Genomic DNA, 18,101 nt, shown 5'->3' on the forward strand with positions numbered 1-18,101 from the left:
TGGAGTTGAGACAACGCCCCGAAGCGGACGTTCCCAACGTCGCCAATGGGTCATACCACGACGTCGTAGTCCGCCAATTCGGGCAGCATCGCCTCAACGACGAAATCGACGAACGCTGCCGGCACGTCGAGGTAGAACTCCCGATCGGAATAGGCACCGACATGAGCTGGCAGCCCCCTGGCAACGAACCACGAGGCCAGACGGTCGAGATCGGCTTCGGGTGTGTCGCTGAGGAACGAGATCTGCGAGCGCTCCCGGTCGTGATCCCGGTGCCCGGTGTCGCTGCGGCTGAGTTGCAAGTCCACGTTAGTCCCGGGCTGCCGCAACCACACGGCGCGTTCGGTGCGTCGCAACTCCACGAAACCCAGCTGCCCGACGAACATGTCCACGACGGCGTGGAAATGACCCGGGTTGACCCGGTTGGCGACATGGTTGAACCGCACGACCCAGCTCCATCCCGTCGCACTGGACAACGACATATTGGATGGGTCCGAAGGCGTCGAGGAACTGATCGACGGGGTTGGGGGCGAGCTTCTACCGTCTCAACCATTACCTTACTGCGCCGCCCCAGCCGAGCTTGGCCATATGCGTCACATCGATCATGATGCGAGTTGAAGGCGGGCGACGTTCAAAGCTCTGATTGGCGGCATCTTCAGCCCGGTTGAGCCGTTCGGAGGTGGGTTTGAGGGATATTGGGGGCCGGTTGAGCGTGTTGAGCAACTGCACCTCGGTGCCGACGTCTGAACCCCCTACCGACCCCCGCAAAAGCCCGTGCATCGCGTGCATCCTGTGCAGGGACTGATCAGCGTCGCTTCCGTCCCGCCGGCAAGGGTGACGGCTCCGCCTCATCGGCCGCTGGCACTGCCAGCAAGTCGAGGATGTCGACCGCCAAAGCCATCGCCAAACGGTCGAGCAGATCCACGGTCGGGTTGAACTCGCGCCGCTCGATGCCGCTGACGTAAGTGCGATCGACGCCGGCATCGACCGCCAGACCTTCCTGGGTGATGCCACGCTCAACCCGCAGCCGCCGCAGGTTCCAGGCGACGCGCGCTCGGCCTTCCATGCCAGCACTGGCATCACCTTGCCCGCCACAAAAACACCGAATATATTCGACATGAAACCAACGTCAGGTTTCGCCTGTCGCCCAACCTTTCCCTTCGGCATCTTCGAAGCTCGATCGCCCGAACTCCGATCACCATCAGCGCAGCCAAGGACCAACCTTGCGCATCGCCGTGCTGATCATCGGGCTGTGCTTGTCCCTCGCCGTCGGTCTGCAATCCTGCGCGGTCAGCCTCGGCGGAGGCATGGCCAAAGACCAGACGATCAGCGCTGGCGGTGCCCTCGGTGTCCTTGTCGCCCTGCTGTACCTGCTTGGCTCGGCCTTCGCTCTCGGCCTGCCGCGGGCTTCAGTCGCTATGTTCCTCATCGCCGCTCCGCTCGGTATCGGCGTTGGCAGCAGCTCAGGCTTTCACGACCTGCGGATCTGGGGTTTCGTCGCCCTCGCTCTCGCCGCTATGGCCTACCTCGGCGTGCGCGAGCAGCGCTGGCGTAAGCTCCCCGCCGGTGGAACGGAGGTGAGCCCGTGAGGCCGCCCCGTCCCCCTCGCACAAGCTTGCCGATGGATGTGTTGGCGGCCGGCCTCTTCGGTCTTGTCCTTGTGGGATCAGGACCTGCCGTAGCTCAGTTCGGACAAGCATCGCCGCACACGCTCGAACTCAACCATGTCTTCTATTTCAACGGAAACAAAGCCGTTTACGCCAAGCCGCCGGACTGCAAGGCGTGGCCCGAGGCGATGCAAGCCTTTGACGCTCTGCGCGTGGCGGGCAAGGCGATCACGACCGTGCAGGGCAAGGACAAGGCTGCGTCCTTCGTCGAGCACGCCTACGCCGAACGCCTGCGGCCTGTACAGTATGTCGATCTCGAGAGTGTCTTCATCGAACCCATGAGTGGGGACCAATACCGGGTCTACACCGGCAACGAACCGAAGCAGGTGGTCTGTGGCTTCGACCAGCCGCAGTTCCTTGACAAGCTGTGGCTCGACGCCGGGCTTGATGGCAAGGATGTGCCGATCAAGCCGCGGCCGCCTTCACCGCTGGATCCGTTGCGTTCGGCTTATTGGATGGAGAGCTATGGCCTTGTACGGGAGTCGTTGCAGCAACGCGGCTACAGCGTATTCGCTGTTCCAGATCCCGTGATCGAGCGCTGTAAGCCAACCCTGGAGAGGCTATGCGTGACTTACCCTGAAGCGTTCTGCGATCGCGAGAATATGTCTGGGATTAGCTGCACATTCGTGTTCTTGCGCAATGGCACGAAGCAGGTCATCGGGGTTGACGCAACGGCCGAGAATTTGACGCAGTACGCCGCGAATATCACAGTCACAGGATTGCGGGAACTCGGCGAGGATAAGTGAAGGTCGCTCAAGCTACTGTGGCGATCGCGCTGAGATCAAGGAGGATAAGGCGCAGCTCACGCCAGGGCGAGGCCGCACTGGCGGCCTCGCCGGGTTCCTCCAAGCTCAGCAGCACCACGAGTTTCAGCACGAGACCGGTGAGGGTCGTCGCGGGCATCGCGTACAGGCTGTCGGCTGCGTCTCGCACGGCGCGGAACAGGGCGTCTTCCCGTTCCTGGGCAGGCGTAAGTCCGCACGCTTGTGCGGCGTCGGCCCAGCGCGCCTGCCGCCGTCGGAGAACACGCTGCAGCCGCTCACGTCGACGGCCGGGCGGCACAAGGCGCGCAATGGTCTCAAGATCAGCGGCGAACCGATCGGGAAGGCCAAGTATCCCGGTCAGCCGAACACGCGGGTAGCCGAACTTGGCCACGAGCGCTGCTTCGAGCTGGTCGCAGGCTTGCAGGGCTCGCTCGTGCTCAGCTAGGCGGCCCTGAACCTCGGCGAACAGGCGCAGCGTCTGATCTAAGCCTGAACGGTGGCGCAACCACGACGGGTCATCCTCGGCGGCGTATTGCGGCTGGGCAGCCGGCAACGCCGCCATTAGGGTGAATAGGCGGCGGCGAGTCGGCGAGAAACCTGCCACCGCCAGCTTGCTATCGGCGTCAGCTGCAGCAATGCCGACCTCCAGCATCATGGGACTAGGTGGGCGGGCCATGCTCAGCCCTCCTCCCGGTCGCCGTCGCGGGCGCAACCTGACCAGTCGCCGTCGTCATCGGCCGGCCAGTCCTCGTTCCATTCGGTGTCGGCATCGAGCTCGGCCTCTCCGCGCGGCTGGGGTCGTATGACCTCGCCGGGGTAAGGCGGATTGATCCGGGGCACCCGCGGCGTCGTGTAGGAGCCAGCCACGTCAGTACTCATCGGCGCACATGATCGTGAGCACGCGGGTCGTGACCGCGGGGTCGGCCGGGTCCGGCGAGCCGCCGAGCAGCGCCCGATCGTAGGCGTCGATTTTCCAGAAGAAGCGCTCGCCCCCAACCTCGACCGTGCCGAAGTCGTGCTCTCCGTGGGGATCGTTGTCGGCGTCGAAGGTGCTGAAGCGGCGTACGGCCAGCAACAGGGCGATGCGGTCGCTTTCCGGCAGTTCGACCACGCCGGGCGTCTCGACCACCTGCCCACCGGCGAAGCTGCGCCGAAAGGCATCGTTCAGGGCGCGCATGCGGGCGATGGGATCGGCGACCGTGACCGACGATTGCCCTGGCTTCTGCGAATCGCCGAACTTAGCGGAGTGGTCGGCTGGTGTCGAAAAGTTAGCGCTGCTCATGGTCGACCTCGCAAAGAAGAAGGGGCCCCGTGTGGGACCCCTTGCTGGTGGTGCTCGGATTGAGGTGGCTTGATCGCCGGGCCCGTGGTGCCATGGCGAATTGCATTCGATGGTGCGGCTGTCGCGACACGGCTGGCCTCGAGCTGGCATGCGGTACAAAGCGTTTTATAGGAATATTAGCATAATGTCAAACGCGACGAATTGCTGGCTTTTCAGTTGCATGAATCGTCGGCCCGACCGCACCCATTTGTCGTTTGATGACAGCCGTGGTCGCCGGGCAAACTCGATCGGCCTTTCACGTGGCCGACTGACGCGGTAAGCGACGCCATGCCCGTCCTGACCGATCGCCAGCAGATCGAACTCGCTGTCCCGGCTCACCTGCTGTACGCGCTCACAGGGGCGCCGGGCGTCTTCGTTCCTGCCAGCCCTACTCTGGCTTCCAAGGCTGAGATGGACATCGCTGAGCTGCGCGGTGATCTGCGGATCGCATGCCTGGAGCCCTTCACAGACCTGACGCCGGCCAGGAAGCAGGCGCTCCTGCGCCGCCTTGAACGCATCAGACGGAAGGCGAGCGTCGACTGGCACGAGCGCCCAGCACTCGGCCTCATGCTCATGCTCTGGTGCTTCCTCAAAGATCTCACCGACCGTGAAGTTCTGATCCTCTGGGAAGGCTCGGCGATGGATCGGGCGATGCGGAAACTGGAGCCGATGTGTGGGCATGGCCCTGGGCAGCGCGATTTCGGCATAGCAGCCAGCGACTGGGCCTGCTCGCTGCTCAACCGTCTCCGCGACGAGGGCCTGTACCGCTGATCGGCAACTAGCGCGGGCGGCTGGTTATGGCCGTAAGCGGAGCGGCCGCTTTGGAGCAGGACCGTCGGAAAAGCAGACGGGCTCCTAGCGACCCAACCCGGCCGCAAAGACCGTGTCCGGACTCATCTTATAAGCGGACTTCGCCGCCGTCGCCTCGAATGACGTCAGGCCGTGCTCAGCTCTCATCGTTCAGCTACATGCCTCGACACAATGCGGTTGACGTCGCGTGCAAAGCGGATATTGGTATGTCTACCAACCAGGGCGGGTCGGTGAATGAGCGCAGACAGCAGATCCTGGAAGCGGGCCTCGCCACCCTCCGTGAACATGGCTATGTCGGCTTCACCCAGCCTCGCGTCGCTGCCCGCGCCGGCATGCGCCAAAGCCACATCACCTACTATCACCCGACCCGGCTCGATCTCCTGGCTGCGGTCGGTCGTGCTGCCGTCGATCGCCAACTCGCGGCCGTCGGTGCCACGCTGGGCTCTCTCACCACGCTCGACGAGGCGGCCGGCGCCATCGCCGAACTGGTCACCCGCTACGAGAATACCCGCGTGCTCATGGCTCTCGTCCAGGCCAGCGATGAGGAGCCACGGCTGCGCGAACTCTTCGGAGAACTCGTGGACGGCATCGCAACTCATGTGACCGCTTTCCTGAGCCGCATCAGCGGCTCGCCGGTATCCGAAGAGTCCGCCCGCTTTCTACACGCCCTCTCCGTGGGTCTCTCCGTTGTCAGCCTCGCAACCGGACGTCCCGACGGCAAGCAGCGCGCCGCGGGCATGCTCAAGACCGCGCTGCATCTCATCGTCGGCAGCTCCGGGTCCGCCTAGCGGTCATCCCAGGTCGCTTCCCCACGATACTGCGACCTGGAGAAATCTTGTGACGCCTTCTGTCCTCATCATCGGCGGCGGCCCGGTCGGCATGACGCTGGCGTCCGAGCTCACACGCTACGGCGTTGGCGTGCGTATCGTCGATCAGGCCGCGCAGCGCACCGACAAGTCGAAGGCCATGGTGCTGTGGAGCCGAACCCTCGAACTTCTCGATCGCGGCGGCGCCCAGGGGGCCACCCCCTTCGTGGACGCGGGGTTCAAGGTCGAGGGCGTCACGTTCGTGGCCGGCAGCGACGTTGTCGGCCGCGTCGCCATGGATGCCATCCCGAGCGTTCATGCCTACGCGCTGGCCATACCCCAGTCCGAGACCGAACGGTTGTTGGAGGAGCGTCTCGCCGCGCAGGGTATCACCGTCGAGCGCAGCACCCAGGCGACGTCATTCACTGTGGGTGATCGTAGCGTCGAAGCAACCCTGCAAAGCGCCGACGGCACGCGGGAGGTGGTTCGGGCGGATTGGCTGGTCGGCTGCGACGGCGCTCACAGCGCCGTGCGTCACGCGCTCGACATGCCGTTCGCGGGCGAGACGTTGCTCAGCGACTGGTTCCTCGCCGACGTGCACATGACGGGCTACCCGCGGCCCGACACAGATGCGTCGATCCACTGGCACCGCGACGGCGTACTGCTGATCTTCCCGATCCAGCCCGGACGCTACCGAATCATCGGCGACCTCCCCTACACCGAGGGCAAGGCCGCGCCCGTGCCGAGCCTGGAACAGGTGCAGGCGCTGGTCGACCTGCGCGGTCCCTCAGGTACGCGCCTGTTCGATCCTGTCTGGTTATCGGGCTTCCGCATCAACGGCCGCAAGGTTGCCTCCTATCGCCGTGGTCGGGCCTTCCTCGCAGGCGACGCGGCACACATCCACAGCCCGGCCGGCGGTCAGGGCATGAACACGGGCATGCAGGATGCCGTGAACCTTGCCTGGAAGCTGGCCCTGGTGGCGCACGGCCGGGCCGCCGCCGGGCTTTTGGACAGCTACAGCCAGGAGCGCAGCGGGGTCGGGGACGAGGTGCTGAAGGCCGCCGAGCGGCTGACCAGCGTGGCGACGCTGAAGAACCCGATGGCGCAAGGAGTGCGCAACGCGGTCGGGCGCCTGATGCTCGGCATCCCCCGGATCGCCCACGGCGTAGCCGACACCATGTCGGAGGTCGCAATCCACTACGCCGACAGCCCGCTGAACGGACCAGGCGTGCATGGGATGGTGCGGCCCGGCGAACGCGTTCCGCCCGTCGCAGGACGGCCGCCGGTCGGTGCGGGGTCGGCGCCGCGCTTCGTCCTGTTCGCCGCACCATCGATGGCGGTCGCCGGGCTCCCAGACAAGTTCGGCGATCTGGTCGATCCCGAGATCCGCCCGGCCCTCCATCCGGACACCATCGCCCTGGTGCGCCCGGACGGCTATCTCGCGTGCGCGGCGACGAGGCCGGAGGTCATCTCCGCCTATCTGTCGCCCATCGCGGCACAAGCGGCCCCAGTTTGACCCGCGCGTCCAGTCCGCATCTCTTTCGGAGCAGTGATCATGCCCACAACGATCCGCTTCGCCGGCCTCGAACTACGCTTCCTGCAGGATCGGCACGGCACAGAGGACAGCCTCGACCTTTTCACGACGACGGCTAAGGCCGGGGCGGGCATGCCGATCCCGCACTATCACGACAGGTGGGACGAAACCGTCTACGGCCTCTCCGGCGTCACAACTTGGACGGTCGATGGACGTGACAACGACATTGGCGTGGGGGCGTCTCTCTTCATCCTCCGTGGAATCGTCCACGGCTTTGCCAACCGTACGAAGGACGCCGCGACCTTCCTGAGCATCCTCACGCCTGGCGTCCTCGGACCGGAGTACTTCCAGGAGACCGCCGATCTCGTGAACTCCGGACGCTCCAGCCCCGAAGCTATGCGTGCGCTGATGATGCGTTATGGCCTCGTCCCGGTTCCAGCGGACTAGGCGAAACCTTGTTGCGGTACGACTGCGGGAGAGACGCATCATGGACGCAGCAGCCGCTGCCGGCCTCGTCTTCGTGACAGTGAGCGCGGCTGGGGGCGCCGGGCTGGCCTTGCACCGTCGCTTGCCTGAGAACACCCTTGATGATGCGTCTCACGACGTCGTTCGCCTCGTAGCCAGCTTTCTTGCGACGCTGTCTGCCTTGGTGCTCGGCCTACTCGTGGCCTCGGCTAAAACCAACTACGATGAGCGCAACAGCCAGCTTCACCGCATCGCGGCCGATGTGGTGACGCTCGATCGCACTTTGGCTCGCTACGGCGATGGCGCTCGCCAGACCCGTGAAGTGCTGCGCTCCGCCCTGAGCGAGGCTTTGAGCGCGCGTGTCGTGGGTGACAGGCCGAGTGAACGAGGGCTCACCGAGCCGATCCGCGATCGCCGGCTTCTCGGGCTGGCAGATCGCATACAGGGGCTTGCCGCACAGGATGATGCCCAACGGGCGGCCAGGGACCGAGCCGTACAGCTCGCCGAGGGCATCGCCACGACGCGGGTGCTGATGATCCAAGATCCTGGAGGCGCCATCCCGACACCGTTCTTGGTTGTCCTGGTCTCATGGCTGTCAGCCATATTCCTAAGCTTCGGCCTGTTTGCGCGGGTGAATGTGACGGTCGGCGGTTCCCTGCTACTCGGGGCCATGGCTGTGGCGAGTGCGGTCTTTTTGATCCTTGAGCTCGATCGGCCGCTGGACGGCCTCATGCGCCTCTCGACTGAGCCGTTGCGGCACGCTGTCGAAACGATCTCGTCACCTGAATGACGAGCGCCAGCCCTGACGGCAGAGCAGTTCATACGAGGCGCAACCACAAGCAAGCGCGTGTCTGGAAAGCATGCATATTGTCCCTAAGCGGACAGGCTGATTTCCACCCATCTGAGATGCTCGCGCGGGCCGAGCGTTGCGGCATCTGTTGGCCGAAAGCCGCCGGTCTACTTTCTGGAGAGTGACGGCTCGAACCAGACATTGCCTCTCGTAGGAGTATTTTACCGACGCTTGAAGAGCCGGCACGCCTTTCCGACAGGAAGGAGGGCCTCCTTGGCGCTTTCCAACGGACGCAGGACGCATGTCGGAAAGGCGATCGTTTATCTGACATAGCCGGCCGCGCTACCTATTGTCGCCTCCTGATAGGGCCTGCTTATCGGGATGCCACGTAGCGCCGGTGTCAGGCGGTAGCCGCTCATTCCGCAGCAGCTCCGACATTATCGGCCATCTTTGCCCCCCGCGTCCCCAAAGGCTGCGGCGTACCGACAGTGGTGTCCTCAGCGGTCTGATGCTCGGTCTCGGCGTTCAGCTGCGCACCCAGCAGCACGATCGTGGTCGAGATCCAGATCCAGGTCATGACCCCGATCGCCGCGCCGAGCGAGCCGTCGGTCTTGTTGTAGCTGCCGAAATTGGCGACGTACCACGAGAACAGCAGCGAGCTGCCGAGCCAGAGGACCGCTGCCACGGCGCTCCCCCCGGTGACCCAGTGCCAACGCGGCGCGTCCCGGCTCGGGCCGTAGCGGTACAGCACCGTCAAGCCGCCGAGCACGGCGAGCAGAAGCACCGGCCAGCGCAGCATCGCCAGCCACCACGCTTCCTTGCCGATGCCGATGAACTCGAACACCACCGGCAGCACCACGACCGCGACAAGCGCCAGGATCAGGAACAGCAGCGCGCCCGCCGTGAAGGCGAGCGACACGAGGTTGAGCACGACGAAGTTGCGCTTCTCGCGCTCGTTGTAGACGAGGTTGAGCGCGTCGAAGATGTGCTTCATCCCGCCGTTGGCGCTCCACACCGACAGGGCGATGCTCACGATCAGGCTCAGTCCCAGCGTGGCGTTGCCCTTCTCGTCGAGGTTCTTGACCTGATCGCTCAGGATGTCGAGGGCGCCCTGGGGCATGATGCCCTGCAGGCTGGCGAGCTGGTCGTTGATGGTGGAGGCGTCGGCGACGAGGCCGTAGATGGACACCAGGGCAGCGATCGCGGGGAAGATCGCCAGCAGCGCGAAGAAGGTCACGCCAGCCGACACCAGCATGATCCGGTTCTCACCCACGTCCCGGTAGGTGCGCAGCGCGATGTCCTTCCAGCCCTTGGCCGGGATCTCCGTAGGCTTTGACGCTCGGCGGCCGCGGTCGGCCTGCGTCCGCGCTACCCCATGGGCGTCGCCCCCGGTGTGTGAGGGCGGAGTGCGCCGAGCCCCTTCACCCTTGCCATCCTGCATCTCTCCAGATCCGGTGGATCTTGTGCGAGCCGCACGTCGCGGCAGAGCCACGATGCCAAGCAGCGCGGTAGACAAAGCCAGGGTCCAAGCGAGGGAGCCCCCCTTCCTGTCAGGATCCGGCTGTGGGCGATCTGGAGGGGAGGTCGTCATCAGAAACTTCCGCGTGCACGGGACTGCGCTTTGGCATCAGGCGAACAACGGAGAGCTATCTTGAACGTTGCAATAAGCAGTTTGAGCGCGGGAAAGCGTATCGCCAGCTCCTCCTGCGGGTCGTAGGTCTGGCCGTACTGTCCAGGCATGCGCTCAAGATAGCGGGCGCTGGGCGGGTGTCGGGACTACCGTTCGAGTTCGTTCGCGTCCTGCAAGCGCTCACCGGTCAATTTATAGGGCACAGCGATAACGCGGTTCTAGGAAATACAAGCCAGAGCCATAAAGCAATGTATGTTTATATCTAAATAAAATTTCGAACGCTCCTTAGCAAATTCAATAGCAATGATTATCTCAAAATCACGATCCCGGGTCGTCTGATTTAAAAACGATCGGGAATTATAAATAAAGATAGGACGTGGCCATGAAATCTTCTCACGAGCTGCCGACGGCAGCTGGGCGCACCGCGCAAATCGTGCCGATTGCCAGCGGGCTTCGCCGCGAGAACAAGGCCGTTGTTCTGAAGCCCAAGCCGGAGCAGATCGTTGCGACTGAATATGGAAGCGGCTGGTATCACGACGCAGCGATCCAGCGGCTCAAGGACGTTCACTAAAAACCAGTGCCTCTTTAGGCGGGGACTCGCGCCGGGTGAGTAACTCCGGCCAAACTACTACTAGCGGCTGGCCCCAAAGTGGCGCGCGCTGGTCAAGATCCCACTGCCCGCCCCTGCGACATTACCGGTGGGACACATCGCGCGCGATCGAGTGTTCCCCAGCCTCACCAAGAAAGGGCCCTATGACCAAGCTCATCCTCGTTGCGACTTTCGCCGTGGCGCTCTCTACCCCTGTCTCCGCTCAGGTCTTCGAGACCCCGACCAGCACGACCGTCATCATCGCGCCCGGCGTCGTCACGCGCCAGCCCGGCTCGACCGGTGATGAAGGGGCCGCCACCTACTCTCCGACGGGGCGTGCTGCCGACGGCATCTCAGAGGACTCGGCCTCGGCGGGCAATGTAGACCAGCCGTCCCGGGTCGGTTCGACAGGCAGCGGCGGCGCAGGTGGGAACGGCGGCGGCTAAGCTGGCTCGCATCGGCCAAACTGTCGAGGAAACAAATTAATCGAACTCTCAGCGTCCCGGCAGCGGCTTTGCCGGGGCGTGAGCCAACATGCTTGAGGCAGTAGATCCAAGCCTTGAGCGATCGGTATCGCATCCAACGATGCCGGATGCCGCTGCCCTGAAAGGCACTCTCATGCTGTTCCGATCCGAGACTCCGCCGTCGCCCGGCAACCTGCACGTGGCCGAGCCGCCCTACTCCGATCGGCCGACTACGGCCATGTTGAAGGCGGACATCGATAGCGGCGCGACCGGCGACAAGGTCGCGGCCTATGACCCTGGCCTGTCGCAGCTCGGCACGGACGATGAGGCTGCCGGCAACCCGCCTTCGCATGAGCGCATCGCGCTCGCCCGCAAGACCGAGGCGGCGACCGCCAGAGTTCGGAAGGCCGCCCAACCTCAGGGATTGAACAACTGGATCGTCCCCGGCTTCTGCACCGCCATCGGCGGGATCGCCGCCGTCCTGTCGCTCTCGATATGGATTTTTTGATAGCCTCGCGCACACAACCACTCCAGGATGGTTTGCCAGGGATGGCTACCCTCGACCAAACCCTACAGATCTTCCGGGCGCTCCTCGACGCTGAGCACTCTGTGGCTATCGGCGAGGCCGATGCGGCGATCTGGGCCTATCTGAGTTCGACACAGGGATTGCGGGCACAGGCCGATGCGCTAGTGGTACTCAGGGCAAAGACCATCGAGCTGAACTCCGCCTCAGATTTCTTGCCGCGCCTGCTGGATGACCTCGATCTTCACCGGACTCGCCTGAACGAGAAGTCCGTCTGACACGAAGACTTACGGGGGCGTCCGGTCGACGCCGAGGTATGGCTTTGCCAATCGCTTAACGGTTGTCCGTCGCCATACCGCCGGGTCAGAGTGACTTGACTGGTATATTGGACCGGGCCAGTTGTGAGGCTACTGCATGGCTGCGGCCATGGGTAGCCGAAAGGCCGGATCTGGGTAACTGACGGGCGCGGGCGGCCGGTAGCCTAACGACGAATGCGGGCGGACGCGGTTGTATGTGTTTCGCCATAGACCGATCACGATCTGCGCTTCCTTCAGCGAGTAGAAGACCTCCTGACGCAGGCACTCGTCGCGCAGCTTTCCGTTGAAGCTCTCGCAATAACCCGTTCTCCCACAGCGAGCCCGGAGCGATGTACTGGATCTGCGGCCCCGTCTTGGCGACCCATTTGCGTAGCGCCTCTGAGATCATCTCCGGGCCATTGTCGCAGCGGATGTGCTCCGGGATGCCGTGCAGGCACATCGCATCGGCCAGGGCCTCAATCACGCCGACGCTGTTGATCCGCCGTGCGACCTTCAGCGCAAGGCAGGTCCGGCTGTGCTCGTCGATCAGCGTCAGGATGCGCAGGCTCCGCCCGTCGCGGGTCTGCGCCTGTACGAAGTCGAAGCTCCAGACGTGATTGCGGTGGAGCGGACGCAGCCGCACACACGAGCCGTCGTTCAGCCACAGACGGCTTCGGGGTCTATGTCGGCTCGGGACCTTCAGCCCCTCGCGACGCCAGATGCGCTGGACCCGGTCCTGGCCCACCCGCCAGCCGGCCGCCTGTAGCAGCGCGGTGACGCGGCGATAGCCGTAGCGCCCGTACTCGGATGCCAGGGCGATGATGGCCTGGGTCAGTCCATCCTCGTCGGCCGGCAGTATAGGCACGTAGCGCTGCGTGCCCCGATGCTGGCCGGCGATCCGGCAGGCGCGACGTTCCGAGAGGCCGTACTTCTCCCGGATGCCAGCAACCGCCTGCCTGCGTCGCTCGGGGGCTACAAGTTTCCCGAGGCGACGTCCGCCAGGACCTGCTTTTCCAGGGACAGGTCCGCCACGAGCCGCCGCAACCGAGCGTTCTCACGCTCCAGGTCCTTCATCTTCTTGGCCTGATCGACTTGGAGTCCACCATACTCCTTGCGCCAGCGGTAGTAGCTGTGCTCGAAGATCTCCGCTTCCTTGCACGCCAGCGCCAAACTCTTGCCCTGGGCTGTCTGCACCTCGATTTGGCGTAGCTTGAGCATCACCTGCTCCGCGCTCGTCTTCTGTCCTCGCTTCATCCCCGACTCCTCTGGTTCAGGCTGATCCTCTCAATCAGCCCGGTCCAAAGCCAGCCGGTCAGGTCAGTCGCCGTCGGCGTGCAGAACCAGCCCATTCTCGAACTAACCGGGCGCCGTGATCGTGACGGGTACATCGGCGCTGCTGACGATATGCAGGGCCACGTTGGTGTTGGCGGGTAGGAGAATTTCCGCGGGGTCGCACATCGGCTTCCCGTGCTTCATGCTGATGATCAACTCCATCGGAGGCATCGCATCGCTGGCCGGCGCCTCCAGAGACTTGCTCTCAGCGTAGGTCGAGCCGACCAGAAGGAGGACAGCCAGGGACGCCGCTCCAGCGAAAGTATGCTGCATCATGAGGTGCTTTCTGGGTTCAGGCTTGGCGAAGAGCCGCAATCTGCTTTGATGAAAGATCATCGTTCCGTATGATGTTCCAAGATATGTAGTCGCACGCGCTTATGCGGAGGCATGCACAGTGATTCTTGTGTGTAATCCTGTCTTTTGATCGCATTATCGTTCATCTAAAGATCAGGCCGAGGGATTTCTATACGATTTAAATTAAGACAACTTGCAAATTGTGCGTCTCATTCAGATATCGTATTCTCACCTGTTGATCGCGTTTCAGCTGCGCGCTGGTTGGTGCAGCTCGCCGCGGCGAGGAGTTCAACTGATGACGATCCTCATGTCGGCTGCCCTCGCGCTGATCGCGATTGGGGCGGCCATATCCCTCTGCACCTTCAAGTATGCGCCCGTCACAGAGGATTTTGCTGGCTGGGACCTCGCCTGCCTCGGCGGCATCAGCACGACCGCACTGGGCGGGCTGGGGGCGCTCCTGCTCCTCTTCACGACCTGACGTCGCGCAGCAGTGCATGCCGACGGCATCGATGCCCGCCTGTCGTCCGGGATCCGGCGTCAGACTGCGTGCTTTGCCTACCCTTCTCGCCGCGCGCTCCAGCCGCCGCTGCATTCGACCAGACCGCCCGACGGGCGCCACGTCCCTCTGCCGCTACCCTTGGGATCGAGGCTGCCGAGTATCGGGACCTTGTTCGAACCGCTGATGATCGTCGCCTGCACGGTCCCGCTCGGAGAGACGCCGCCGTCGATGTCGACCTCCTGCCCGGGGATCGAGGCGTCGCTGTCCTTGATTTGCACGTGATAGCTCGTGCTGGCCGAGCAAGGACCCTGAGCCGTCGTGGCGACGATGGTCCATGAGCCGTCATACTGATTTGGAACGTGCACCTTCCGCATCGCAGCCCCGGTCGGACAAACCGCAGCCGCCATCAGGCCAGCAGCAGTGATCAATGTGGCAACACGAGTCATAGTCTGCTCCGACGGTCGCGCCGTCGAGATCGACTTCGCGTTATGAATATAACGGTATCGCTCAAACAGTTTCTCGGTCTTGAGACCTTCAACGTTTGTTGGATCAAATCCCGCAGCAGCGTGATCTGGTGCGAGAGGGAAGTTCCGGGATAGAGCATACGAGGCTTAGCTCAATCCTGGTCCAGCGCGGCGTCTCCGGTGACCTCGACAGCAAGATACAAAACTGCTGGGAACTTAAGGGCCGCCGCGTGCGAATTGCGATGACGATGGCCCGGCTGGTACTGATGAACGGAACCGGATCCGGGCGCCCTCACCGCCAAAGGGCGCTGAAGGTTCCTTCGAAATCCCAGACCAAGGTCCGGTTGCAGAAGCGGTGCAAGACTGGTCCGTCCGTGGTGCCCTCGCGCATCTCGATCGACTCGGTATTCTGGTCGTAGGAGAACGTCAGATGGCGGCTGCCGAGGGTGGTCGACAGGATGGCCTTGGCGCCCGCTGCGTCCTGCATCATCTCGATCGATCCCGGCACGGCGCGCCACATGATCCCGCCGAGCAGTGCCAGGGTGACCGCCTTCATCTGGAGGTCCTCGCCTTCGGACCGGGCGATGACGCTAACCGCGTAGCGCCGCAACGCGTCGAGGTCGGTCTTCTCGGACCGGACGGGAGCGAAGAGGGCCATCGGCTTATTCCCGCCGCGTCGTGATGTCGGTTGCCCCGGTTGCGGTGGCGGAATAGCCGCCCCAACCCTCCGTGGAGACGGGCGACGTGCCGCCCCACCCCTCGGCGTTCCAGGTCGCGAGGCGCAGCGTCGGATCGACCGAGCCATGGTCCTTCAAGATGCCCATGACGAGGTCCTGCTGGGGGTCAGCGACCACGAGGCTCAGCATCGCCGCGCCCTGTCTCAGCCGCTCGCAGCAGACCTCCAGCGCCTCCGGAGCCACGCCGACCGTGCTGAGCCTGTCTCGTACGCCGGAGCCGTCTGGAAGCGATGCTTCCGCCCCGGCGCGGCCGTCATCCGGATCGGAGGGGGCGACCACGCGCTGGATCGCCTGCTCAGGGATGCCGGCCGCGACCAACGTGGCCGTCGCCGCCTGCGCTTTGCTATGACTCTCATACAGCGCGAGAATGCCAAGCCTCGCACGCGAACCTTCGCTCGGAAGCGGGGATCCCTCCGGCCGCTCAGCCGTATCTGCCTCGGAGGCGATCTCCGTCCGCGCCGCAGCGATGAACGCGGCGCGCTGGTCCGCGCTCAGGGCGAAGCCGGCGCTCATCGTGGCTCCCTTCATAGGGGAGGGATCCGACCACATCCGGTCACCCGGCCCGTTGTCGAGGAAGTTCCGCTGCGCGCGTTCAAGCACCGCCGCCTCGATTGGATCATCGATCGCCATCTCCGCCGCGGTCATGGGTTGGAACTCCGCACGGCGGGCTGCGGATACGCCGGATTGCCGCCGGGCACGCCGCTGCTGTTGGCCGACGACGCGGCATCTGACCTGCCTGTCTCAGAGCCAGTAATCTGCTTGCGGGATGCCGCCTGGCTCTGGCTGGCATAATCTGGCGGTGAACTCGCGCCCTGCAAGATCATCAGTCCGGCCAGCGACGTCAGCATCAGGCTGACGCTGACGATCAGGACGTAGAGAGCCGGCAGGCCACGCTTGCCCTGGCGGCTATCCTGACCGGAGGTGTGCTCTGACACTCATGAACCTCGCTTGCCCGCGCTATTGCGGGCGTGAATGAGAAACATATGCTCATGACTGAAAGTTCTGGCCTGCGACCTCAAGGATAGCCGAGAGAAGTTGATTTACACCAAAATCCATCAAATGATCGTACGGGATATTTATAGACTTTCATCGTGTTGACTCAGTACCGCATTCACGCGGTGCGGAGGTCCCATGTACAATCCCATCTTTTCATCGGTAATGCTGGCGATCGAGTCTCAGCGCGTGCTCGAGCTGCGCCTGGTCCGCCTCGCCTGGGGCGGCCGCGAGGGGCGGGCCGAGATGCAATCGATGGTAGTCGAGAAGATGCACACCGCTGGCGAGGCCATGACGACGCTGATGCTCGGCGGATCGCCCGAGACGGTCATCGCCCGCTACCGCGAGCACGTCGCCTTCAACACCAGACGGCTGTCGGCCTAGCACGCGGCATCAGTCGCGCTTCGCTTCCGTGCTCGCGCGCTCGACGACTGCCCGCAAGGCGGCAGCGCCCTCCATCGCGAACCAGGCGCGCAACATGCTGGTGGTTCCAGCTGTATCGTCCGAGCGCTCTCGGTAGAGGTCGGCATAGCGAGCCAGCTCGCGCTCCATGAACAGGTCGAGGTAGCAGGCTCCCCTGGTTCGCGCGAGGTCGACCAGGGCGTCGCTGAGAACGCGCTGCATCATCTCGCCGACCATGGCCGACACGTACACCGCCTCGGCACTGCCCTGTTCGGGTTCGCTCATGATCTATCCCCGTTGTCCGGCCCGTAGCGTCCCTTTCAAGGCCTGAGGGCAGCATGTCCTATCCGGTCACCGGTGAGATGGCTCACACCGGCTTCAGATGCCGCCGCAGCCAGCGGCTCGCATCGTCCAGAGTGGGGAAGGTAGGGACCCTCTGCCCTTGCAGCCGGCCGAAACCCGCCTCCAGGAACCAGCTCCCGACATTGTCGTGCTCCGGCTCGGCGAGGCGCACCAGCACCGCCACCAGCAGGCCGTTGGCCATTACTAGCATGCCATCACGGTCAGGGCTGCCGGTGTCGACCGCGATCAGCTGAAGTTGCAGCACGAGCAGGGTCTCGACGTTGCTCCGCCCAGACATCGGCTAACCCTCCTGGGCTTGACCGGGCCAGCTCAGCTCACGGTGCTCGCCCCAGCGCGTGTTGCGCAGGTGCAGGTAGTTCGGCGTGAAGTCGCAGAATGCCTTGAGCGGCTCGACGTCGAGGATGGTCAGCACCCGCCGCTTCAGGTGGATCAGGCCCTGCGCGCGCAGATCCCGCAGCGTCCGGTTCACGTGCACGTCGGACAGGCCCATCGTCTCGGCGATCTGCGTCTGCGGCAGCGGGAACGTGTAGCTGTTGTCGGTGACGCGCCCCACTGCCTCCAGGCGCATGAGAAGCTCGCAGAGCAGGTGGGCGATGCGCTGAGGCGGGAGCCCGGCCGCCGATGTTGACGAGCCACTCACGCAGGACCGCGCCGTCGACCAGGGAGCACCACCAGAAGGCACGTGCGATGTCGGCGTGGTCCCTAAGCGATCTCATCGATGGCTTAACGTGGGATGTCCACGACCTGACACGCCGAGATCGTGCCGATGGCGTGATCCATCTCGTCGAGGATGAACACGTTCAGGTCGCAAAAGTCGCCCGGCACGAGCAGGGCCATGATCTGGCGCTGCCCGTCCGGCAGGACCTTGTAGCGGTAGGCGAAGCCGTCGAGGATGAGGAGCACGTTCTCGGGCTTGTCACCCTCCTGGATCAGATCCTGGCGCGCGCTTACCAGCCGGGCCTTGAGTACCAAGCGCTTCAGGGCCCAGCGAGCTTGATCGGACAACGGCTCGAAACTCTCGAGCTTCCGCATCAGCGCCTGCTGCATGGGGGTGTCCTCATGGGCCAGAGTACGAGGTGACCGTCCAGGGCGCGCTCTCGAAGCAGCGCTGGCACGCATCACCGATCCTGCAGGGGCGATGTCCAGCTGCGCTCGCATCATCGCGGCGACAACCGAACATCGATGCCAGCGACCTGAGGGATCTACCCAATCAAAAGACGGAATTTGAAGAAATTCGCTCTCACCGCTTCGTATATCAAAGGGTGCGGGATCGGAGTTCCGACCAAGGCGATGCCGATAGCCGTGACTGCGCTGCGAAGTCCGGGCAATTTGCGATCAGAAGCTGAGCATCACGGGCGTGA

29 protein-coding genes and 1 pseudogene are annotated in these 18,101 nt (G+C 64.0%); 13 read left to right on the plus strand and 17 right to left on the minus strand.

Going from position 1 to position 18,101, the window contains the following annotated elements; translation table 11 throughout:
* Positions 1-50: 50 nt before the first annotated feature.
* From MKK82_RS14475 to MKK82_RS14485, 3 genes are all read right to left on the minus strand, one after another.
* The gene (locus tag MKK82_RS14475) at positions 51-443 is read right to left on the minus strand and encodes a hypothetical protein (RefSeq protein ID WP_243986104.1); all 393 of its coding nucleotides are present in this window, start codon (positions 441-443) and stop codon (positions 51-53) included.
* A gap of 106 nt (positions 444-549) precedes the next feature.
* Positions 550-720, minus strand: a complete 171-nt coding sequence (locus tag MKK82_RS14480) for a hypothetical protein (protein WP_243986105.1) — start codon at positions 718-720, stop codon at positions 550-552.
* Between the two features lie 82 nt (positions 721-802).
* On the minus strand, positions 803-1,063 hold the full coding sequence (locus MKK82_RS14485) for a helix-turn-helix transcriptional regulator (RefSeq protein WP_243986106.1): 261 nt from the start codon (positions 1,061-1,063) through the stop codon (positions 803-805).
* A gap of 157 nt (positions 1,064-1,220) precedes the next feature.
* Between MKK82_RS14485 and MKK82_RS14490 the strand changes: the two genes are divergently transcribed.
* Both MKK82_RS14490 and MKK82_RS14495 read left to right on the plus strand, forming a co-directional pair.
* Complete coding sequence (locus tag MKK82_RS14490) at positions 1,221-1,586, plus strand: hypothetical protein (protein ID WP_243986108.1); 366 nt, start codon at positions 1,221-1,223, stop codon at positions 1,584-1,586.
* 32 nt (positions 1,587-1,618) lie between these two features.
* The gene (locus MKK82_RS14495) at positions 1,619-2,410 is read left to right on the plus strand and encodes a hypothetical protein (protein ID WP_243986109.1); all 792 of its coding nucleotides are present in this window, start codon (positions 1,619-1,621) and stop codon (positions 2,408-2,410) included.
* A gap of 7 nt (positions 2,411-2,417) precedes the next feature.
* On the opposite strand, the gene MKK82_RS14500 is transcribed toward MKK82_RS14495, so the two are convergent.
* From MKK82_RS14500 to MKK82_RS14510, 3 genes are read right to left on the minus strand one after another with little or no spacing between them, the layout of a single operon-like run.
* Positions 2,418-3,104, minus strand: a complete 687-nt coding sequence (locus MKK82_RS14500; RefSeq protein WP_243986110.1) for a hypothetical protein — start codon at positions 3,102-3,104, stop codon at positions 2,418-2,420.
* 2 nt (positions 3,105-3,106) lie between these two features.
* Positions 3,107-3,307 carry a hypothetical protein gene (locus tag MKK82_RS14505; RefSeq protein ID WP_243986111.1) on the minus strand — a complete coding sequence of 67 codons (201 nt, stop codon included), beginning with the start codon at positions 3,305-3,307 and terminating at the stop codon, positions 3,107-3,109.
* Complete coding sequence (locus MKK82_RS14510) at positions 3,297-3,710, minus strand: DUF3768 domain-containing protein (protein ID WP_243986112.1); 414 nt, start codon at positions 3,708-3,710, stop codon at positions 3,297-3,299. The genes MKK82_RS14505 and MKK82_RS14510 overlap by 11 nt, the downstream gene beginning before the upstream one ends.
* 327 nt (positions 3,711-4,037) lie before the next feature.
* On the opposite strand from MKK82_RS14510, the gene MKK82_RS14515 reads away from it, so the two are divergent.
* The 5 genes from MKK82_RS14515 (at position 4,038) to MKK82_RS14535 (ending at position 8,154) form a co-directional block, all read left to right on the plus strand.
* On the plus strand, positions 4,038-4,520 hold the full coding sequence (locus MKK82_RS14515) for a hypothetical protein (RefSeq protein WP_243986113.1): 483 nt from the start codon (positions 4,038-4,040) through the stop codon (positions 4,518-4,520).
* Positions 4,521-4,765: 245 nt separating this feature from the next.
* On the plus strand, positions 4,766-5,347 hold the full coding sequence (locus MKK82_RS14520) for a TetR/AcrR family transcriptional regulator (protein ID WP_243986114.1): 582 nt from the start codon (positions 4,766-4,768) through the stop codon (positions 5,345-5,347).
* Between the two features lie 49 nt (positions 5,348-5,396).
* Positions 5,397-6,881, plus strand: a complete 1,485-nt coding sequence (locus MKK82_RS14525; protein ID WP_313902097.1) for an FAD-dependent monooxygenase — start codon at positions 5,397-5,399, stop codon at positions 6,879-6,881.
* A gap of 39 nt (positions 6,882-6,920) precedes the next feature.
* The gene (locus MKK82_RS14530) at positions 6,921-7,346 is read left to right on the plus strand and encodes a cupin domain-containing protein (RefSeq protein WP_243986121.1); all 426 of its coding nucleotides are present in this window, start codon (positions 6,921-6,923) and stop codon (positions 7,344-7,346) included.
* A gap of 40 nt (positions 7,347-7,386) precedes the next feature.
* Positions 7,387-8,154: a hypothetical protein gene (locus tag MKK82_RS14535; protein ID WP_243986122.1), complete on the plus strand. Its 768-nt coding sequence runs from the start codon at positions 7,387-7,389 to the stop codon at positions 8,152-8,154.
* Positions 8,155-8,569: 415 nt separating this feature from the next.
* On the opposite strand, the gene MKK82_RS14540 is transcribed toward MKK82_RS14535, so the two are convergent.
* The gene (locus tag MKK82_RS14540; RefSeq protein ID WP_243986123.1) at positions 8,570-9,745 is read right to left on the minus strand and encodes a YihY/virulence factor BrkB family protein; all 1,176 of its coding nucleotides are present in this window, start codon (positions 9,743-9,745) and stop codon (positions 8,570-8,572) included.
* Between the two features lie 421 nt (positions 9,746-10,166).
* On the opposite strand from MKK82_RS14540, the gene MKK82_RS14545 reads away from it, so the two are divergent.
* The 4 genes from MKK82_RS14545 to MKK82_RS14560 all read left to right on the plus strand — a co-directional run bounded on the left by MKK82_RS14545 (position 10,167) and on the right by MKK82_RS14560 (position 11,638).
* Positions 10,167-10,355 carry a DUF2735 domain-containing protein gene (locus MKK82_RS14545; RefSeq protein WP_243986127.1) on the plus strand — a complete coding sequence of 63 codons (189 nt, stop codon included), beginning with the start codon at positions 10,167-10,169 and terminating at the stop codon, positions 10,353-10,355.
* 182 nt (positions 10,356-10,537) lie between these two features.
* Positions 10,538-10,819 (plus strand): hypothetical protein, encoded by a 282-nt coding sequence (locus tag MKK82_RS14550; RefSeq protein WP_243986128.1) that lies wholly within the window; start codon positions 10,538-10,540, stop codon positions 10,817-10,819.
* 217 nt (positions 10,820-11,036) lie between these two features.
* Positions 11,037-11,345 carry a hypothetical protein gene (locus tag MKK82_RS14555; protein ID WP_409566804.1) on the plus strand — a complete coding sequence of 103 codons (309 nt, stop codon included), beginning with the start codon at positions 11,037-11,039 and terminating at the stop codon, positions 11,343-11,345.
* 41 nt (positions 11,346-11,386) lie between these two features.
* Positions 11,387-11,638 (plus strand): hypothetical protein, encoded by a 252-nt coding sequence (locus MKK82_RS14560; protein WP_243986130.1) that lies wholly within the window; start codon positions 11,387-11,389, stop codon positions 11,636-11,638.
* A 129-nt stretch (positions 11,639-11,767) separates the two neighbouring features.
* Here MKK82_RS14560 and MKK82_RS14565 read toward each other — a convergent pair.
* Both MKK82_RS14565 and MKK82_RS14570 read right to left on the minus strand, forming a co-directional pair.
* Positions 11,768-12,910: pseudogene (locus tag MKK82_RS14565) on the minus strand (IS3 family transposase).
* A gap of 102 nt (positions 12,911-13,012) precedes the next feature.
* A complete protein-coding gene (locus MKK82_RS14570) occupies positions 13,013-13,264 on the minus strand; it encodes a hypothetical protein (protein WP_243986131.1) in 252 nt (83 codons plus the stop codon).
* A gap of 313 nt (positions 13,265-13,577) precedes the next feature.
* Between MKK82_RS14570 and MKK82_RS14575 the strand changes: the two genes are divergently transcribed.
* Positions 13,578-13,760 (plus strand): hypothetical protein, encoded by a 183-nt coding sequence (locus MKK82_RS14575; RefSeq protein ID WP_243986132.1) that lies wholly within the window; start codon positions 13,578-13,580, stop codon positions 13,758-13,760.
* 77 nt (positions 13,761-13,837) lie between these two features.
* On the opposite strand, the gene MKK82_RS14580 is transcribed toward MKK82_RS14575, so the two are convergent.
* The 4 genes from MKK82_RS14580 to MKK82_RS14595 all read right to left on the minus strand — a co-directional run bounded on the left by MKK82_RS14580 (position 13,838) and on the right by MKK82_RS14595 (position 15,917).
* Entirely contained in the window at positions 13,838-14,227 is a 390-nt protein-coding gene (locus MKK82_RS14580) for a heme utilization protein (RefSeq protein WP_243986133.1), read from the minus strand.
* Positions 14,228-14,537: 310 nt separating this feature from the next.
* Positions 14,538-14,903, minus strand: a complete 366-nt coding sequence (locus MKK82_RS14585) for a hypothetical protein (protein WP_243986134.1) — start codon at positions 14,901-14,903, stop codon at positions 14,538-14,540.
* A 4-nt stretch (positions 14,904-14,907) separates the two neighbouring features.
* Positions 14,908-15,627, minus strand: coding sequence for a hypothetical protein (locus MKK82_RS14590; protein WP_243986136.1), 720 nt, complete (start codon positions 15,625-15,627; stop codon positions 14,908-14,910).
* The gene (locus tag MKK82_RS14595; protein ID WP_243986138.1) at positions 15,624-15,917 is read right to left on the minus strand and encodes a hypothetical protein; all 294 of its coding nucleotides are present in this window, start codon (positions 15,915-15,917) and stop codon (positions 15,624-15,626) included. The genes MKK82_RS14590 and MKK82_RS14595 overlap by 4 nt, the downstream gene beginning before the upstream one ends.
* Positions 15,918-16,113: 196 nt before the next feature.
* Between MKK82_RS14595 and MKK82_RS14600 the strand changes: the two genes are divergently transcribed.
* Positions 16,114-16,359 carry a hypothetical protein gene (locus MKK82_RS14600; RefSeq protein ID WP_243986139.1) on the plus strand — a complete coding sequence of 82 codons (246 nt, stop codon included), beginning with the start codon at positions 16,114-16,116 and terminating at the stop codon, positions 16,357-16,359.
* Positions 16,360-16,368: 9 nt separating this feature from the next.
* Here the strand turns inward: MKK82_RS14600 and MKK82_RS14605 are convergent, their stop codons facing one another.
* The 4 genes from MKK82_RS14605 to MKK82_RS14620 all read right to left on the minus strand — a co-directional run bounded on the left by MKK82_RS14605 (position 16,369) and on the right by MKK82_RS14620 (position 17,787).
* Positions 16,369-16,662, minus strand: coding sequence for a hypothetical protein (locus MKK82_RS14605; protein WP_243986141.1), 294 nt, complete (start codon positions 16,660-16,662; stop codon positions 16,369-16,371).
* Positions 16,663-16,744: 82 nt separating this feature from the next.
* Entirely contained in the window at positions 16,745-17,017 is a 273-nt protein-coding gene (locus tag MKK82_RS14610; RefSeq protein ID WP_243986143.1) for a hypothetical protein, read from the minus strand.
* 3 nt (positions 17,018-17,020) lie between these two features.
* Complete coding sequence (locus tag MKK82_RS14615; protein ID WP_243986145.1) at positions 17,021-17,308, minus strand: Crp/Fnr family transcriptional regulator; 288 nt, start codon at positions 17,306-17,308, stop codon at positions 17,021-17,023.
* A gap of 155 nt (positions 17,309-17,463) precedes the next feature.
* Positions 17,464-17,787, minus strand: coding sequence for a Crp/Fnr family transcriptional regulator (locus MKK82_RS14620; protein ID WP_243986147.1), 324 nt, complete (start codon positions 17,785-17,787; stop codon positions 17,464-17,466).
* Between the last annotated feature and the right edge of the window lie 314 nt (positions 17,788-18,101).

This window comes from Methylobacterium sp. E-046 (assembly GCF_022829625.1).
Classification (GTDB): Bacteria; Pseudomonadota; Alphaproteobacteria; order Rhizobiales; family Beijerinckiaceae; genus Methylobacterium; species Methylobacterium longum.

Excerpts from the sequence above, each read along its gene's own strand:
- MKK82_RS14590 (WP_243986136.1), bottom strand. The coding sequence starts at position 15,627 with ATGACCGCGGCGGAGATGGCGATCGATGATCCAATCGAGGCGGCGGTG.
- MKK82_RS14535 (WP_243986122.1), top strand. The coding sequence starts at position 7,387 with ATGGACGCAGCAGCCGCTGCCGGCCTCGTCTTCGTGACAGTGAGCGCG.
- MKK82_RS14520 (WP_243986114.1), top strand. The coding sequence starts at position 4,766 with ATGTCTACCAACCAGGGCGGGTCGGTGAATGAGCGCAGACAGCAGATC.
- MKK82_RS14600 (WP_243986139.1), top strand. The coding sequence starts at position 16,114 with ATGTACAATCCCATCTTTTCATCGGTAATGCTGGCGATCGAGTCTCAG.
- MKK82_RS14610 (WP_243986143.1), bottom strand. The coding sequence starts at position 17,017 with ATGTCTGGGCGGAGCAACGTCGAGACCCTGCTCGTGCTGCAACTTCAG.
- MKK82_RS14585 (WP_243986134.1), bottom strand. The coding sequence starts at position 14,903 with ATGGCCCTCTTCGCTCCCGTCCGGTCCGAGAAGACCGACCTCGACGCG.
- MKK82_RS14570 (WP_243986131.1), bottom strand. The coding sequence starts at position 13,264 with ATGATGCAGCATACTTTCGCTGGAGCGGCGTCCCTGGCTGTCCTCCTT.
- MKK82_RS14545 (WP_243986127.1), top strand. The coding sequence starts at position 10,167 with ATGAAATCTTCTCACGAGCTGCCGACGGCAGCTGGGCGCACCGCGCAA.
- MKK82_RS14550 (WP_243986128.1), top strand. The coding sequence starts at position 10,538 with ATGACCAAGCTCATCCTCGTTGCGACTTTCGCCGTGGCGCTCTCTACC.
- MKK82_RS14620 (WP_243986147.1), bottom strand. The coding sequence starts at position 17,787 with ATGCAGCAGGCGCTGATGCGGAAGCTCGAGAGTTTCGAGCCGTTGTCC.
- MKK82_RS14615 (WP_243986145.1), bottom strand. The coding sequence starts at position 17,308 with ATGCGCCTGGAGGCAGTGGGGCGCGTCACCGACAACAGCTACACGTTC.
- MKK82_RS14560 (WP_243986130.1), top strand. The coding sequence starts at position 11,387 with ATGGCTACCCTCGACCAAACCCTACAGATCTTCCGGGCGCTCCTCGAC.
- MKK82_RS14605 (WP_243986141.1), bottom strand. The coding sequence starts at position 16,662 with ATGAGCGAACCCGAACAGGGCAGTGCCGAGGCGGTGTACGTGTCGGCC.
- MKK82_RS14500 (WP_243986110.1), bottom strand. The coding sequence starts at position 3,104 with ATGGCCCGCCCACCTAGTCCCATGATGCTGGAGGTCGGCATTGCTGCA.
- MKK82_RS14575 (WP_243986132.1), top strand. The coding sequence starts at position 13,578 with ATGACGATCCTCATGTCGGCTGCCCTCGCGCTGATCGCGATTGGGGCG.
- MKK82_RS14485 (WP_243986106.1), bottom strand. The coding sequence starts at position 1,063 with ATGGAAGGCCGAGCGCGCGTCGCCTGGAACCTGCGGCGGCTGCGGGTT.
- MKK82_RS14540 (WP_243986123.1), bottom strand. The coding sequence starts at position 9,745 with ATGACGACCTCCCCTCCAGATCGCCCACAGCCGGATCCTGACAGGAAG.
- MKK82_RS14530 (WP_243986121.1), top strand. The coding sequence starts at position 6,921 with ATGCCCACAACGATCCGCTTCGCCGGCCTCGAACTACGCTTCCTGCAG.
- MKK82_RS14495 (WP_243986109.1), top strand. The coding sequence starts at position 1,619 with ATGGATGTGTTGGCGGCCGGCCTCTTCGGTCTTGTCCTTGTGGGATCA.
- MKK82_RS14515 (WP_243986113.1), top strand. The coding sequence starts at position 4,038 with ATGCCCGTCCTGACCGATCGCCAGCAGATCGAACTCGCTGTCCCGGCT.
- MKK82_RS14505 (WP_243986111.1), bottom strand. The coding sequence starts at position 3,307 with ATGAGTACTGACGTGGCTGGCTCCTACACGACGCCGCGGGTGCCCCGG.
- MKK82_RS14580 (WP_243986133.1), bottom strand. The coding sequence starts at position 14,227 with ATGACTCGTGTTGCCACATTGATCACTGCTGCTGGCCTGATGGCGGCT.
- MKK82_RS14510 (WP_243986112.1), bottom strand. The coding sequence starts at position 3,710 with ATGAGCAGCGCTAACTTTTCGACACCAGCCGACCACTCCGCTAAGTTC.